The sequence below is a fragment of the Marivirga salinae genome (genome assembly GCF_030503855.1).
GTDB classification, from domain to species: domain Bacteria; phylum Bacteroidota; class Bacteroidia; order Cytophagales; family Cyclobacteriaceae; genus Marivirga; species Marivirga salinarum.
In genome coordinates this window covers 314,406-328,784 of the sequence record NZ_CP129971.1, presented here as the reverse complement: position 1 = coordinate 328,784, position 14,379 = coordinate 314,406, and the positions used below count along the sequence as shown (strand labels likewise).

The window sequence follows — 14,379 nt, the reverse complement described above, 5'->3', positions numbered from 1 at the left end:
ACTATGAAAACCAAACTATCAACCCTTGCTTTAATACTTTTAATAAGTTCTTGTGGCTTAGTGGAAGTATGTACTACTTGTACTGAACAAAATGATGATGTCACTACTGAATTTTGTGGCTCTCCTGATGAAGTACAAGAATATGAAGATGATTTAAAAGATCAAGGTCAAGCCTATGATCAAGACTGGGTTTGTACCGGAAGTTAAAAAAGCTTAGGTATTATTAATATTAAAAAAAGATAAGCTGGTTAATTCAACTAGCTTATCTTTTTAACGAATTTTCTACTTCTATTCCTTTTTGTTGAGCGATAGCTTTTATTGAGTTTTTCAATTCTATTGAAGTTTCCTTGCGAGTTTTATAAGGGTAATATTGCAAGCCAGCCTTATCCTTTATTCCAATTTTATATTTACCGAATTCAACTTTCTTCACATCATCCCAATTAATGAATTCAGATTTTTTAAAAACACTTGTTTTGATTTTCATGACATTTTCAGAAACAATGAAATGCGGAGCATACTTAGAAGTTTTGGATTGAGCAATACTAGCTTTACCCAAATAAAAAATTGCTATAGCGAGATACAAAAGTGGTAGCAATTTATCAGCAAAATTTGATTCTGATTCATTTAATAATTTAGGTATAATAATTATAGTCATTGCTAGAAATAAGAAACCCGCAATGAAATTAAAAATCCTACCATTTTTTTCTGAGATATCTGTCCTGCCTGCGCCTAAATTTATTCTTTTTCCTTCTACTTCTAATTGTGCTTCCATCGGTCCTGGAGAATAGTTAATAGTTCATCGTAAATATCTGAGGAGCAAGACATTATTTCTCTGCCATAAATGAAATCATCATCACCATTAAATCTGCTTACTTTGCCTCCTGCTTGTTGTACAATAAAGGCTCCGGCCGCCACATCCCATTCATTCAGATTGTATTCAAAGTAGGCTTCATATCTTCCACAGGCTACATAGGCTAAATCAACGGCAGCACTGCCAAACCTTCTTAATCCGTGGCTGTTTTGCATTAAATATTTTAAGATGGATAAGTAATCATCCATCTTATCAAAATCATTGTAAGGAAAACCTGTAGCTATTAAGCTTTGAGATAAGTTAATATTCTTTGATACTGATATAGGTTTACCGTTTAATTTAGAAGATTCACCTTTCACCGCTTCAAAACATTCATCTCTGTTAATTTCCAGTACAATTCCGGATACAATCTTATCATTTTGTTGCAAAGCAACGCTGATGGAATAAACGGGCAGACCGTGAACAAAATTGGTAGTGCCATCCAAAGGATCTATAATCCAATTATATTCTTCACCCTGCTTATTTGAAGTACCTTCTTCAGCAATAAAACCTGATTCAGGGAGAATTTCTCCTAAACCTTCCACTAATCGTTTCTCGGCCTCCTTATCCACATAGCTGACCAAATCATTAAAGCCTTTGTGTTCTACTTTATCGGTATTGAAATTTTCGGATTCATTCCTTATAAACTCGCCAACTTCTTTAACTAGTTTTATGGCTTCTTGGTGGATGCTTGTTAATTTCATCAGTTTAATTTTATATTTATATAAAATCTATTGTGTTCTGTTAATTCTTTTGTGGTTAAAGTTTAGCTTGAAAAGTAAGCTTCTATGTTATCTCAAGTAATAAGTTGGGCTTAACCGTTATACATTCATTTTTTTAGTTCTGTAAAGAAGATTAAAGGACTTAAATGCAAAATATAATACAATTGGCAAAACTGCTGCATGCATGGCTTGTGGTAAAGTATAGAAAAAGCCTAAAATCATAAATTGAGCAATTCCAAATATCGCATAAAAAACTGTATGCCATTTTTTTGCTGGTTTTTTGAAAAGTATAAAAGCTAAAATCACATTCAGAGGAAAAGCCCATATAATATTCCAATTATTGACGGTGGCTACGTGGTCTGATAAAAACCATAAAAAGAAGATTAAACAGCCTACAAGTCCTGAAATGACAAATAATAATCTATTGAACCAAACATCGCTCAGATTAGATTTATGATGTCTAACGCTTAGGAAAATTCCAAATAGACATAGGAACCAAGTAATATATTCAGGAAGAATTTGAAAACCTAGCTTTGCTTCCTCTTCTTCTGCTTCATATATAATGATTTTATCCTCAACTATAGGGTTTCCATTATAAGTGGCTTCATCAAAATGTAACATCAATAAATCGGGAAGGAACATTTCATTTCTTTTGTCCGCAATTTCATCTGTGGGTTGGCCCAAAACCAGATCGATTCCGAAATCTTGCCAAGGTTTATTGGCCAAATAAATGTCTAGATATTCTCTGAATGTAAGCCCTTCCGCATCTCTTTCCCAAACCAAACCATTTCCCAAAACATCTTCTAGTAGATCTCTGAATCTAGTGGAACAATTATCAAAGAAAAAATCGTATTGATAAAATCTGTTTTCGGGTTTTATATTATTTAAAAGGAAGTTGTAAATTTCATTTTTCTGAGTTAAGCTTAAATTGAGCTTTTGTTGAATAACGGTTCTTTTTTCTGCTTTAGCGGAATTTACTAGGTAGGATAAACTTCCAGCCGAAAGCATATAGTCTAGCTTTCCTCTTACAAACTTCATATAGAAACCAGGTGTTTCAAAATCAAAAGTTCCATAATTGAAAACTACACTTAAGCCTTTGCTTTTATCTTCCACCCATAATGCCGAATGCCCGAAGCCAGAATAAAGTTCGTCACCAGGAGCTACGGTAATCAAACTCATTTCAGCATTTTCAGATAATTTGTTTTGTGCGAAAGCTTCAAATGAAGCAAATAATAATAATCCTAATAATAATCTTTTAATCATGATTTAGCATTTAAAACCAATACAATTTCTCCTTTGGGGGGAGTATTTTCAAAATGTGTAATCAAGCCTTCCAATGTATCTGTGATAGTTTCCTCAAATAACTTTGTAAGCTCTCTTGAAACAGATGCCATACGATCTTCTCCCATAGCCTCTGCCAGTTGTTTTAATGTTTTGAGTAAACGATGAGGCGATTCATAAAAAATGATCGTGCGATCTTCCTCCCTAAGGTTTTCTATTCTTGTTTTTCTTCCTTTTTTGTGAGGTAAAAAACCTTCAAATATAAATCTATCATTTGGAAATCCTGATTTGATTAGGGCTGGTACTAAGGCAGTAGCTCCTGGGAGGGATTCTAACTTAATGCCATTTTTCAAGGCTTCTCTAGCCAATAAAAAACCCGGATCAGAGATTCCGGGTGTTCCGGCATCGGAAATCAATGCCATTATTTTTCCAGCTTTTAATTCTTCAATTACTTGCTCTACCTTTTTATGCTCATTATGAATATGAAAACTCTGAAGCGGCTTTTTAATATCATAATGCTTTAGCAGTTTCCCAGAAGTTCTTGTGTCTTCTGCTAGTATTACATCAACATTATTCAAGATACTAACTGCGCGATAGGTCATATCCGCCAAATTGCCAATAGGGGTGGGCACCAAGTAAAGTTGAGTTTCTGATTGCTCCATCCCCAAAATTAAAGATTTTCTAAACTAATTTATCAATTTCCTCCGCAAGCTTTCTGTTCTTTTTCGGTAATGGTGTTTCCCTTATCATGAGTAGTCAATTCAAAACTCACTTTATTATATACATTTGACCAATTCGGATGATGTCCCATTTTTTCTGCAATAATGGCTACTTTAGCCATAAAGCCGAATGCTTCAGTAAAGTCTTTAAATTCTAATGTTCTCTTTAGTGTATTGTTTTCTTCTTTCCACATAATGTTTTGCTTTTATATTTGTAACCGCTGTGAAAATGATTTGTTACATTAACTCCATTGATTATAAAGCAATAACCCCTTTCACCTTATTGGTCTCCATGTACTTTTCAATAATCTGTTCAGCAGAATTCGCTAATATTTTAATGGTCAAGCTCACGTATTTACCTTTACTCGAAGGTTTAACAATTATCTCATGATTTTCAAATATATCTTTAATTTCATCCTGCTTGTCTGCCTCAATGATGAATTTGAACATATAAAGACTAGGCCATTCTGAAACGGCTTCCAATTTTTCTCTGAAAGATTCGATATCTTTTTCTTTACTCATTATTTAAATAATTATTATCACAAAAAAAGGGGCTAAAAAGCCCCTTATAACATTAAGTATATAATAAAATATATGAATTCTAAAATTTAATTACACTAAGATTAGTCATTTGATTCTGATTTTCTAGTTGATCCAATGATTCTCATGTAATTGCCAAATAGGCTCTAATTAATAGAATTTATATCTTTCATCTACTATATCAGCTTTTTCTTCAATTGCAGATTTAATTGCAAAGGAAACATTACTGCTTCTGCTTTGCGCTAATTGCTCTTTATAAGAAGCATAATCTGCTATTTCTGGTGCTGGTGTTCTATTTAGAACTTTTACGATTACTATACCATTATTTGCCTCTAAAGGTTGCGACTGAGTATTTAATTCCAAACCGAAAATAGTTCCTATTACTTTAGGTGCTTGACCCACATTTGGAAGTGAATTGGAAGAAATATTAACATCAGTAGCGCTGTAAACATTTGCATCGCTTCCATAAGCAGCAGCTATTTCATTTAATGAACCTGACAGACCAGATAATTTTTCTTTAATTTTTTCACCTTGCAATTCTTTTTTCAATTCTCTGGTAACTAAAGCTTTAACCTCGTTAAAATCAGAAGTTCCTTTTTCAGTTTTGTTAGTTAAAACTGCCACTACAAAATGTGTGTCTGTTTCATGTACATCAGATACTTTTCCAACAGTAGCATCAGTAAACGCCCATCTAACTAAAGGTCTTGCCGAACCTAATGTTCCAATTGTTCTTTGACTAGGACTCATTTTACCTGAACTTCTTACCCTATAATTATTTTCTTCAGCAGATGCAGTGAATTCTGCATAACTGCTATTTGAAGCTGCAAATAAGTCTGCTTTTCTATATAATTTATCTCTAGTAGTTTCAGTCGGAATAATATCTCTGTGAATAGTAGCTATTTTATAAGTTTTAGCTGTTTTTTCTTCAGTTACATTAATGATATGGTAGCCAAATTGAGTCTTGATAAGCTTATTTATAACACCTGTTCCTGATTTAGCGAAAACAGCTTCATTAAATTCATCTACCATTTGTCCTTCTTTGAACCAACCTAAGTCACCACCTCTAGTAGCTGAAGGTCCATCACTTAAATCTTTAGCTAATTCTGCAAAATCTTGACCACTTAAAGCTTTTTGCAATGCTTCTTGTGCTTCTTTCTTTGCCTTTGAATCTGCTTCATCACTGTCGTCCTCAGCCTCTATTAAAATATGGCTTGCTTTCACAGATGAAACAGTATCATCATAAATTTTAGAAGTTTTATATAAGATATAAGCACCATTTTCTATGTATGGGCCTATCACATCACCTTCTTTTAAAATATTAGTGTTTGATGCTAATATTTTAGGAAGCTGAGCTATTGGATATGTTTTATAAGAATTGCTTCTGTCAGAATTTACACGAGCATAAGCTGAATCATCTTCCACTTTCTGAAATTCTTTTTTAATTTCCTCGATTTCTTCTTTTATGTAAGTAGAATCCTCTCCAGACGGAAGTAATTCAAAGCTCACATAACTTATTGTTCTTGTCGCATCAGATTCGTATTGATCTTTATGCTCATTATAATAGCTTTTTAATTCTGAATCAGATGGAGAAACTAAAGAATCTGCAATTACACTGTAATTAACGTATAGATACTCTACTTCTGCGCTTTCAGTTTCTTTTTCATAAGCCCTTTGAGCTTCAGCTTGTGTAATGTAATTAGAGCTAGCCAATAATTCATCATATTTAGTTCTGGCTCTAGCAGGAACCAATGAAGATTCAAAAGAATACCACTGAGCTTGCTGTTCGGCAGGAGCTTGAGCAATATTTCTTATGATATTAACCACTTGCTCTTTATTAAATTCTCCTGTTTCAGGATTTGTGAAGTTCTGTCTTACGATAGGACTGATGTTATTACCTTGAACCATATCTACTAATTCCTCATTAGTAACCTCAAGACCTAATTCATCATATTGCTCTTGAAATGCTTTCTCAATAATAAGAAAATCCCATGCTTGTTGACGAATAGAAGTCATTTCCTGATCAGAAGGTGCACGGCCGTTCCCAGCTCTGAAATTGTTCTTAAACTCTTCAACTTTACGCTGATACTCAGGTAAGTTGATAGTTTCTCCAGCTATTTCACCCACGTCATTGGATCTCCCGCCACCTAAAAGCATTGAGTCGGGCCCAAGCAAATCAGTTAGCAAGAAAGCTAAAATGGATAATCCTATTAGGGCGATCAATACCGACCCCATTTTTACTCTTAATGTATTAAATACTCCCATGTTTGTTTATTTCAAAGATTCGCAAAATAATAGTATAAATGATTAATATCAAAGTGATTCCATTTATTACTTTTAGCTTAATTTGGGTTTGTGATAATTAATTTAACTTGATTGATTCTGTTTTCCTCCATACTATCAATCACAAATCGAAAAGGAGGGCTACTTACTTCCTCTTTTAATTGAGGGAAATTTTCTGTTATTGATAGAATAAACCCCCCTAAGGTGTCATAATCGCCTTCAGGTAGATTTAAATAATATTTGTCGTTTATATAATCTATTTCTAATCTGGCACTGAAAATAAATGTATCGGCAGAAACTTGCTCTTCTACTAAATCTTCATCATCATGTTCATCCTGAATCTCACCAAAAATTTCTTCAATAATATCCTCTAAGCTTACAATGCCAGAAGTACCTCCAAATTCATCTACCACTAAAGCCAAGCTTTTGTGCTCTTGTATAAATTGGATCATCAATTCATTTGCAGGCATAGTTTCAGGCACTATAATTATTGGCGTAAGAATTTCTTTGATAGTGGAAGGTTTTTTAAATAAGGCAAGTGAATGGCAATACCCAATAACATCATCAATCGTATCTTTGTAAATAAGAACCTTGGAATGGCCGCTATCATTAAAAGCATCCTTTAATTCCTCAATAGTGTCTTCAATATCTACAGCAACTACCTCAGTTCTAGGAATCATACATTCCCTAACTTTAATAGTTTTGAATTCTAGCGCATTATTAAAAATCTTCTTATCTAATTCTACTTTGCTTTCCTGATGGTCTAGTTGGACTGTGTTTTTTACGAAGTGATCCAAATCGGTTAATCCAAAAACAGGCTTATCTTCCTCGTATTTTAATCTCAATACATATTTAATAAATAGCTTTGATAAACTAACTATAAAAAATACAATTGGATAAGTGACATAATAAATGAGCCAAAGAGGTAATGCAAAAAATGATAATAAGCCATTTGGGTTGAGTAGAAATATACTTTTAGGTGTGAATTCTGCTATAAACAATACGAATATAGTAGAGATAAAAGTTTGGGCCAGTAAAATGAAGATATCATTTTGAAAGAAAAGAGGGAGATTACCTATTAATATTGGTTCAATCATTTTGGCCATATAGATACCATAAACCACTAATGAAATGGTGTTTCCAATAAGTGTTGTTCCAATAAATGAAGACGGCCGTTCTAAAAATTTTGAAAGAATTTTACCTGAAATAATTCCTTGTTGGCTTTGTAGCTCTATATGCAGTTTATTTGATGAAACGAAAGCAATTTCTATTCCTGAAAAGAATGCAGAAAAGAGTAGTGAAATAATAATATATAATAAATAACTGCTTTCCATTATTTTTTTGAGTCCGGTGTTTGCTGCTTTTTTTGTTTAAGATATCTATGTAAAAGTAAGAGACTTATGGATAACATAAAAATCCAATAAGAATATTCGAATCCAACAGTAAGGGATTGATGTATACCGATGACAAAGAAAGCAAAAGCTAAGCCGATAATTATAAAATTAGGCTTAGGGTTTTCGGTTGAATTTTTATTATTTCTATTCTTTGGGGACATTTCGTTTTTTAAGGTTCTTTTTTGTAGTAGTGTCTTTCTCTATTCCCATTTTTTGTTCTTCTTGGGCGCTAGAATCTTCTTTTAAATAGATGGTTCCACTCGGGTTTAAAATTCTATAACTTGAAAAATCCTGCTTAGCAACAAGACCTGTACCAGTGGATATTTGATCTTCAGATTGAATCCGCACAAATTTATCTGTATAAATTTCTTCTTTCTGTGGTTCCCATAATAATTCTTCTGAGTTCATTTTTCTGGGATCTATATATCCAATCACCTCTACATCACCTTCTGCTTTATAAATGTCTGTTTCTTTTGTATAATAAGCGGAGTTTGCTTCTAAAGTAGAAGACATGGCCCCATCAGTTTCATAGAATTCAATAAATATGTCATTAGGGAATTCTCTATCGCCATTTTCAAATTCATACTGTTTGGTAGCTTTCACAATCACCCTAACTACTGCAGAATCAGAATATATTATTTGTACGGTATCTGCCTCCATTGTAGGGCCAGAATATTCTTCAAATTTCTGTTTAGATTCTAAACCTGAAGAACATGATTGAATAAAAATTATAAGTAAGGAAAAATAGAAATTCTTCATAGCACAAAAATAAAAAAAGCGGTCAAGATATTATTAAATCAAGACCGCTTATCTTTTAAAAGATGAATATTAGTCCCTGATTCGGACTTGGACAGTTTCTCCTATCCAACATCCAACTTCTATTTCATCACCAATTTCATAATCGTAGTTAAAGATATCTTCATTTGAAGGGAATTGCTCTTTAGCTACTCCCATTCTGTTAGCGTCTCCACCTTTTTGATACATGTCATAAGCAGCAATATAAACCGCTCTATCTTTTACCACATCTTGTCCACCTTTACAGTCTTGGAAACTTTTTAAGTATAAATCACCAATTAAAGTATAAGCTTCTTTTCTAGATGGATCTGACTCTAATGCATTATAAGCATAAGTTCTTGCTTGTGATTTATTTCCTTGTTTAGAAGCGATATCTGCAAGCTCTATTTGAACATCTGCTTTTTTGATGTTATCTTCAGTTAATCCTAAAGCTTCTGAGAAATACTTTTCAGCACCATTTAAATCTCCTTTTGCTTTCAATCTTAGAGCAATCATTCTAGCTAAACCGAATTCAGGAGTGTTTTTTTGTACTACTTTTGCTGCATCGATAAAAGAATCAGATCCTGTACAACCACCAGCTAAGGCCCATTTTACAATTTTTTCAGCGTCTTCAACTTTTCTACCGTCTTCGATGAATTTAGGGTGTAATTTTTCATCAATAATATTACAGTCAATAGTTACGGATGCGTTGAATAATTTCTCAACATAATCTCTGGCTTTCTGAATACTTTGTTTGCTTTCACCATTAGCTTCCATTTCATCCAAAATTCCTTGGATCTGATCATAAATTCCTATGATATCTAAATCAGTTAATGGCCCACCAGTTAATTTGTATCTTCTAGCAGCATCCATATAATAAATAGTATTGGAAGTAAAGCTTTTGGCGCCTAACATTTCGATTGCTTCTTTCTCAATCTCATATAAGTCTTTATATTTATCCTTTCTTTCTTTCCATACATTATAAGCATCATTTGCTTTTCTGTTGGTAACATTTTCAACGTCATTGAAATATTTCATTCTCAAATCGTATAAAACCACAACAGAGTCTTGAATATTTTTTTGCTGCTGGCCTGTTGTAATCTCTGCCAGATTTTCATATACCTTCACACCTTGAATATAAATAGAAGGGTTTAAGTCTGGAGTCTCTTTTAATAACCAGTCTAATGGAGGTTTTGCTGCTTCATATTTTTCTGCAGTAAGCATATCCGAATAAAGCGCATTTTTCTCAATTGCTATTGCTTTTTTATCCGAATCTTCTGGCCAGTTCCAACCTTCTTGTGCAAACGTTAAGGCTTGAACACCAATTAAAACTGTTAATGTTAATAGAATCTTTTTCATCTTTCTTAAAATTTAATCAAACTGTCTTCGTAAAAACCATCTATCGTTAAAAGTAAAACTTAAATTAAAATTCAAATAATTTTCTTGAACTAAACTGTTTAACAAGGTCCCTCTTTGACCAACCTCAAATGCTAAATTAATATTTGAAATTTTAGTTATCGGTAAGGTAGTACCAAAAGTAATGCCAAAAGAATTTATTGAATTATTATTGATAACGATTGGGCCGTTGGAAATGTTAATACCGGCTCTATAAGTAACTCTTTCAAAATAACGTGTACCTGACTGGACATTAGGTGTATATTCAGCGCCAACGTTCATTTTTATTTGCTCTACATAATTACTTTCAAAATTTCCAAAACTTTGATATTCTCTCCAGTCCTGATAGGTGAAATCTGCCATTATTGCCCATTTATTTGGGCTCATATAGGATATTCCACCACTGAATTTCTGAGGTAATGTGGTAGTGCCCTCTAAACCAGAAGTTATAAAAGATGAAGAATCATTTAACTGAGTAACTGGCGTTTCAGAGGAAGTAAGCAATTGTAAATAAGTATTTCGAGTTGTATTTAAATTAGCTTCTAAATCATATGTTAGACCTAAGGATAGATAATTTTCCCCTAATTTCTTTGTTAACTTAGTTCCAAATATAAATGAGAAATCAGAAAAATTATCTGTGTTTTCAGCAGATACTAGATAAGGAATGGAAACTGTATCTGCTCCATTAATTATATCTTCGTAGATTGTTCTGTCTGTTAAATTACCAAAGTTGTAGTTTGCTTCAACTCCAATGGCTATATTTTTATTAATATTCCATCCATTCGATAAACTGAACTGTGAAATAGTTCCGCTTCCTTGATAACGTGTTACTTCAGCTTGTGGATCATTATCAGCAGATCTCCTTCTTTGTAAAATTTCGTAATTTTTAGAGCTTAATGGCTTTAATGAAATTGATATGCCATATTTCCCAGGTACTATTGGGAAAGCTAATGATACGTATTTCAATCCACCATTTACCTGTCGAAATCTAGTTACTTCATCATTAATATTATTCTGACTGATGCTAAGACCTGCTTCAAAGGAACTAAATCTTTGACTGCCTAATAAGGCTGGATTTAAAACAGGAATAAACCAGGGGCTTTGATAAGCAATGCCTGCATTTCCCATTCCATTATTAGAAACAAATCCTTTTTCTGACAACAAACCCATACCATAAGCTGAATAAGGAGAGATCAGCTCTTGAGAATAAGATGATGAAATAAATATGATGGATATTATACTTGCTATTAAGCCCGTTTTATACTGGTACATTATATCGTAAAATCGCATTTAAACCCACTAAAACTAATTCAGGGATTGCAAAGATGGTAGCTTTTATTTTAGATTCAAAGAATTTTGCATCTCCTCCGGTGATTATTACCTTAAGCGGTGCATATTTGCTTTCAACTTCTTGAATATAAGTATCAATCTCAGCTCGAATCCCATGGACTACACCACTTAGCATAGACCCTTCTGTGGAATTGGAAATCCAATCATCCACTTCCTCAGGTTTAACCAACGGTAAACGAGCCGTAAAATTATGCATGGACTTAAAACGCATATTCATTCCAGGAGAAATTGCGCCTCCATGATAAGTTTTTCCTTGTTCAAGAAATTCATAAGTAATACAAGTCCCTAAATCTATCACTAAAACATTCTTATTAGGATGTAATAATTGAGCACCTGCCACAGCAGCTAATCTGTCAAGCCCTATGGTTTTGGATTTATATTGATTTTTGAAAGGCAATGGCGTCTCAGTATTCAATAGAATTGGTTTTTGAAGCGAGGGTAATTCTTCTAAAATTTTATCATAGGCAGTATTAACACTGGAAATTATGGTAGAATCTATTTTTTTAGAATCTAAAAACTGATTGAGCTCATAAAGTGATTCAAAAGTTTTGGTAGATTCTAAGCGGTCTTCCTTAAAAAAACCTATTTTAGTTTTAGTATTGCCTACATCTATGGCTAAGTTCATATTTCCTATATTAAAAATTAAAATTAAATAATTTTATGCAAAAGCACACCTATAATGCTATTGGCTTAATGTCCGGAACTTCCTTGGATGGACTGGATATTGCATTTTGTAAATTTGAACTTTTATCAAATCAGAAATGGGAATGGGAAGTTTTAAATTTTGATACAAAACCGTACCCTGAAGATATGAAATCTAAATTAAGTGAGTCTATAAAACTTAATGGACTAGATTTAAATATTTTAGATGTAGCGTTAGGGAGATGGATGGGAGAGGCTGTTAAAGAGTTTATCACTGAAAATAAATTAAAAGTGGACTTCGTAGCCTCTCATGGTCATACTGTTTTTCACGTTCCTGAAAATCACTTGACTTTGCAGATAGGGAATCCAAATTTTATTCATGCTATTACAGGTTGTCCTGTTATTTCTGATTTTAGAACTTTAGATATCGCAAAAGGTGGTCAAGGAGCACCTTTGGTGCCAATTGGTGATGCACTTCTATTTAATGAATATGATTTTTGTATTAACCTTGGAGGAATAGCTAATTTATCTTACCAAAATGAAGAAAACGAGAGGATTGCTTATGATATCTGTGCTTGCAATATTCTTTTAAATAGGCTTGCTAATTTAAAAGACCTAGAATACGATGATAAAGGATTGATAGCTAAATCAGGAGAGGTCATTAATTCACTACTAGGAGTATGGAATGAATTCTCCTTTTTAAAAAAGAAATCCCCTAAAAGTTTGGGGATAGAGCAGATTGAACCGGATATCCTTTCTAAAATCGACCAATCTAAATACAGTTTGGAGGACATGCTTGCTACTGCTGTTGAACATATAGCAACTCAGATTCATGATGTTCTGGTTTCAGCTAAAAAAGGGGGTAAAGTTTTATTGACAGGTGGTGGAGCATTTAATCATTTCTTGATTGAAAGACTTCAATCCAAGCTAGATCATAATTTTGAGTTTGTTGTGGCTGATCAAAAAATTGTAAACTATAAAGAAGCCTTGATTTTTGCATTTTTAGGTGTTTTAAATGTAAGAAATGAATGGAACACTTTGGCTTCAGTTACCGGTGCTCATTCTAATACAGTATCTGGTCAAAAGCTAGGCGATATTTGAAATATATTTTTGTAGTTTTGGCGCTTTGGAAACATAGATGAAGAATTTTAATCAAAAAACTTTTACGAACCGACTAAATTGAATAAAAATGAAAGAACTCTTAGAGAAATTTGAGAATAAACGACCTGAAATAGTATTTGAATGGAAAGATCCTGAAACAGAAGCAGAAGGATGGGTGGTTATTAATTCACTAAGAGGCGGTGCAGCAGGCGGAGGAACCCGAATGAGACCAGGGCTCGATAAACATGAAGTTGAATCCTTAGCTAAAACAATGGAGGTGAAATTTACTGTTTCAGGACCTGAAATTGGTGGGGCTAAATCAGGTATTAATTTCGATCCTAATGACCCTAGAAAAAAAGGAGTTCTAGAAAGATGGTATAAAGCGGTTATTCCTTTATTAAAAAACTATTACGGGACTGGTGGTGATTTGAATGTGGATGAGATACATGAAGTAATTCCTATTACAGAACAATATGGTTTATGGCATCCACAAGAAGGAGTTGTAAATGGTCATTATAATGCAACTGAACCAGAAAAAATCAAAAAGCTTGGACAATTAAGACAGGGCGTTATTAAAGTAATAGAAGCCCCAAATTACAGTCCTGATATTAAAAGGAAATATACTATAGCAGATATGATCACCGGCTACGGGGTTTCAAAGTCAGTTGAACATTATTATCATATTTGGGGGGGTAACTTAAATGAAAAGAGAGCTATTATTCAAGGTTGGGGAAATGTAGGAGCTTCTGCTGCTTATTTCTTGGCTCAAGCAGGAGTTAAAATTGTAGGAATTATTGACCGAAATGGTGGCTTAATCAATACTGACGGTTTTAGTATGGATGCGCTCACTGAATTATTCTTAAATAGAAAAGGGAATGAATTAATTTCTGATGATTTAATCCCTTTTAAAGAAATAAATGAAAAGATTTGGTCTTTGGAGGCTGAAGTATTTATTCCAGCAGCAGCTTCAAGGCTCATTACAAAAGAGCACTTAGATGAAATGCTGGATTCTAAACTAGAAGTAATAGCTGCAGGAGCAAATGTTCCATTTGCAGATAAAGGAATATTTTTTGGGCCAATTGCGGATTATGCTGATAATAGAGTAGCTGTAATTCCTGATTTTATTGCTAATTGTGGAATGGCTAGAGTTTTTGCTTATTTGATGACCACAAACGCAGAAATCACGGATGAAGCTATTTTTGAGGATACATCCAGAACAATTGAAAGAGCTCTCCGTAAAACGTTTGAGGCTAGTAATTCGGATGTTAATATTTCAAAGACTTCTTTTGAAATCGCCTTAAGTCAATTAATTTAACATTTAATTAATCAAA

15 protein-coding genes are annotated in these 14,379 nt (G+C 33.3%); 3 read left to right on the top strand and 12 right to left on the bottom strand.

Annotation, left to right across the window (positions count from 1 at the left end; all coding sequences use genetic code 11):
• Positions 1-3 precede the first annotated feature (3 nt).
• Entirely contained in the window at positions 4-207 is a 204-nt protein-coding gene (locus QYS49_RS01380) for a hypothetical protein (RefSeq protein ID WP_308349835.1), read from the top strand.
• A 55-nt stretch (positions 208-262) separates the two neighbouring features.
• On the opposite strand, the gene QYS49_RS01375 is transcribed toward QYS49_RS01380, so the two are convergent.
• The 12 genes from QYS49_RS01375 to QYS49_RS01320 form a co-directional block, all read right to left on the bottom strand.
• A complete protein-coding gene (locus QYS49_RS01375) occupies positions 263-772 on the bottom strand; it encodes a hypothetical protein (RefSeq protein WP_308349834.1) in 510 nt (169 codons plus the stop codon).
• Positions 757-1,554: an inositol monophosphatase family protein gene (locus QYS49_RS01370; RefSeq protein WP_308349833.1), complete on the bottom strand. Its 798-nt coding sequence runs from the start codon at positions 1,552-1,554 to the stop codon at positions 757-759. The genes QYS49_RS01375 and QYS49_RS01370 overlap by 16 nt, the downstream gene beginning before the upstream one ends.
• Before the next feature lie 117 nt (positions 1,555-1,671).
• On the bottom strand, positions 1,672-2,835 hold the full coding sequence (locus QYS49_RS01365) for a lipoprotein N-acyltransferase Lnb domain-containing protein (protein WP_308349832.1): 1,164 nt from the start codon (positions 2,833-2,835) through the stop codon (positions 1,672-1,674).
• Positions 2,832-3,515 (bottom strand): 16S rRNA (cytidine(1402)-2'-O)-methyltransferase, encoded by a 684-nt coding sequence (rsmI, locus tag QYS49_RS01360; RefSeq protein WP_308349831.1) that lies wholly within the window; start codon positions 3,513-3,515, stop codon positions 2,832-2,834. Before rsmI ends, QYS49_RS01365 begins: the two co-directional genes overlap by 4 nt.
• Positions 3,516-3,547: 32 nt before the next feature.
• Complete coding sequence (locus QYS49_RS01355) at positions 3,548-3,766, bottom strand: 4a-hydroxytetrahydrobiopterin dehydratase (RefSeq protein WP_308349830.1); 219 nt, start codon at positions 3,764-3,766, stop codon at positions 3,548-3,550.
• A 61-nt stretch (positions 3,767-3,827) separates the two neighbouring features.
• Entirely contained in the window at positions 3,828-4,094 is a 267-nt protein-coding gene (locus tag QYS49_RS01350) for a DUF493 domain-containing protein (RefSeq protein WP_308349829.1), read from the bottom strand.
• Between the two features lie 168 nt (positions 4,095-4,262).
• A complete protein-coding gene (locus tag QYS49_RS01345) occupies positions 4,263-6,374 on the bottom strand; it encodes a SurA N-terminal domain-containing protein (protein ID WP_308349828.1) in 2,112 nt (703 codons plus the stop codon).
• Between the two features lie 77 nt (positions 6,375-6,451).
• Positions 6,452-7,726, bottom strand: a complete 1,275-nt coding sequence (locus QYS49_RS01340) for a hemolysin family protein (protein WP_308349827.1) — start codon at positions 7,724-7,726, stop codon at positions 6,452-6,454.
• 204 nt (positions 7,727-7,930) lie between these two features.
• Positions 7,931-8,545 carry an LPS export ABC transporter periplasmic protein LptC gene (lptC, locus tag QYS49_RS01335; protein WP_308349825.1) on the bottom strand — a complete coding sequence of 205 codons (615 nt, stop codon included), beginning with the start codon at positions 8,543-8,545 and terminating at the stop codon, positions 7,931-7,933.
• 69 nt (positions 8,546-8,614) lie between these two features.
• On the bottom strand, positions 8,615-9,919 hold the full coding sequence (locus tag QYS49_RS01330) for a tetratricopeptide repeat protein (RefSeq protein WP_308349824.1): 1,305 nt from the start codon (positions 9,917-9,919) through the stop codon (positions 8,615-8,617).
• 12 nt (positions 9,920-9,931) lie between these two features.
• Positions 9,932-11,245 (bottom strand): BamG family beta-barrel-assembly machinery protein, encoded by a 1,314-nt coding sequence (bamG, locus tag QYS49_RS01325; RefSeq protein ID WP_308349823.1) that lies wholly within the window; start codon positions 11,243-11,245, stop codon positions 9,932-9,934.
• Positions 11,214-11,930, bottom strand: coding sequence for a type III pantothenate kinase (locus tag QYS49_RS01320; protein ID WP_308349822.1), 717 nt, complete (start codon positions 11,928-11,930; stop codon positions 11,214-11,216). Before QYS49_RS01320 ends, bamG begins: the two co-directional genes overlap by 32 nt.
• Positions 11,931-11,965: 35 nt before the next feature.
• On the opposite strand from QYS49_RS01320, the gene QYS49_RS01315 reads away from it, so the two are divergent.
• Positions 11,966-13,048, top strand: coding sequence for an anhydro-N-acetylmuramic acid kinase (locus tag QYS49_RS01315; RefSeq protein ID WP_308349821.1), 1,083 nt, complete (start codon positions 11,966-11,968; stop codon positions 13,046-13,048).
• A gap of 88 nt (positions 13,049-13,136) precedes the next feature.
• The gene (locus QYS49_RS01310) at positions 13,137-14,363 is read left to right on the top strand and encodes a Glu/Leu/Phe/Val dehydrogenase dimerization domain-containing protein (protein ID WP_308349820.1); all 1,227 of its coding nucleotides are present in this window, start codon (positions 13,137-13,139) and stop codon (positions 14,361-14,363) included.
• Positions 14,364-14,379 lie beyond the last annotated feature (16 nt).

Excerpts from the sequence above, each read along its gene's own strand:
- QYS49_RS01380 (WP_308349835.1), top strand. The coding sequence starts at position 4 with ATGAAAACCAAACTATCAACCCTTGCTTTAATACTTTTAATAAGTTCT.
- QYS49_RS01375 (WP_308349834.1), bottom strand. The coding sequence starts at position 772 with ATGGAAGCACAATTAGAAGTAGAAGGAAAAAGAATAAATTTAGGCGCA.
- QYS49_RS01370 (WP_308349833.1), bottom strand. The coding sequence starts at position 1,554 with ATGAAATTAACAAGCATCCACCAAGAAGCCATAAAACTAGTTAAAGAA.
- QYS49_RS01365 (WP_308349832.1), bottom strand. The coding sequence starts at position 2,835 with ATGATTAAAAGATTATTATTAGGATTATTATTATTTGCTTCATTTGAA.
- rsmI (WP_308349831.1), bottom strand. The coding sequence starts at position 3,515 with ATGGAGCAATCAGAAACTCAACTTTACTTGGTGCCCACCCCTATTGGC.
- QYS49_RS01355 (WP_308349830.1), bottom strand. The coding sequence starts at position 3,766 with ATGTGGAAAGAAGAAAACAATACACTAAAGAGAACATTAGAATTTAAA.
- QYS49_RS01350 (WP_308349829.1), bottom strand. The coding sequence starts at position 4,094 with ATGAGTAAAGAAAAAGATATCGAATCTTTCAGAGAAAAATTGGAAGCC.
- QYS49_RS01345 (WP_308349828.1), bottom strand. The coding sequence starts at position 6,374 with ATGGGAGTATTTAATACATTAAGAGTAAAAATGGGGTCGGTATTGATC.
- QYS49_RS01340 (WP_308349827.1), bottom strand. The coding sequence starts at position 7,726 with ATGGAAAGCAGTTATTTATTATATATTATTATTTCACTACTCTTTTCT.
- lptC (WP_308349825.1), bottom strand. The coding sequence starts at position 8,545 with ATGAAGAATTTCTATTTTTCCTTACTTATAATTTTTATTCAATCATGT.
- QYS49_RS01330 (WP_308349824.1), bottom strand. The coding sequence starts at position 9,919 with ATGAAAAAGATTCTATTAACATTAACAGTTTTAATTGGTGTTCAAGCC.
- bamG (WP_308349823.1), bottom strand. The coding sequence starts at position 11,245 with ATGCGATTTTACGATATAATGTACCAGTATAAAACGGGCTTAATAGCA.
- QYS49_RS01320 (WP_308349822.1), bottom strand. The coding sequence starts at position 11,930 with ATGAACTTAGCCATAGATGTAGGCAATACTAAAACTAAAATAGGTTTT.
- QYS49_RS01315 (WP_308349821.1), top strand. The coding sequence starts at position 11,966 with ATGCAAAAGCACACCTATAATGCTATTGGCTTAATGTCCGGAACTTCC.
- QYS49_RS01310 (WP_308349820.1), top strand. The coding sequence starts at position 13,137 with ATGAAAGAACTCTTAGAGAAATTTGAGAATAAACGACCTGAAATAGTA.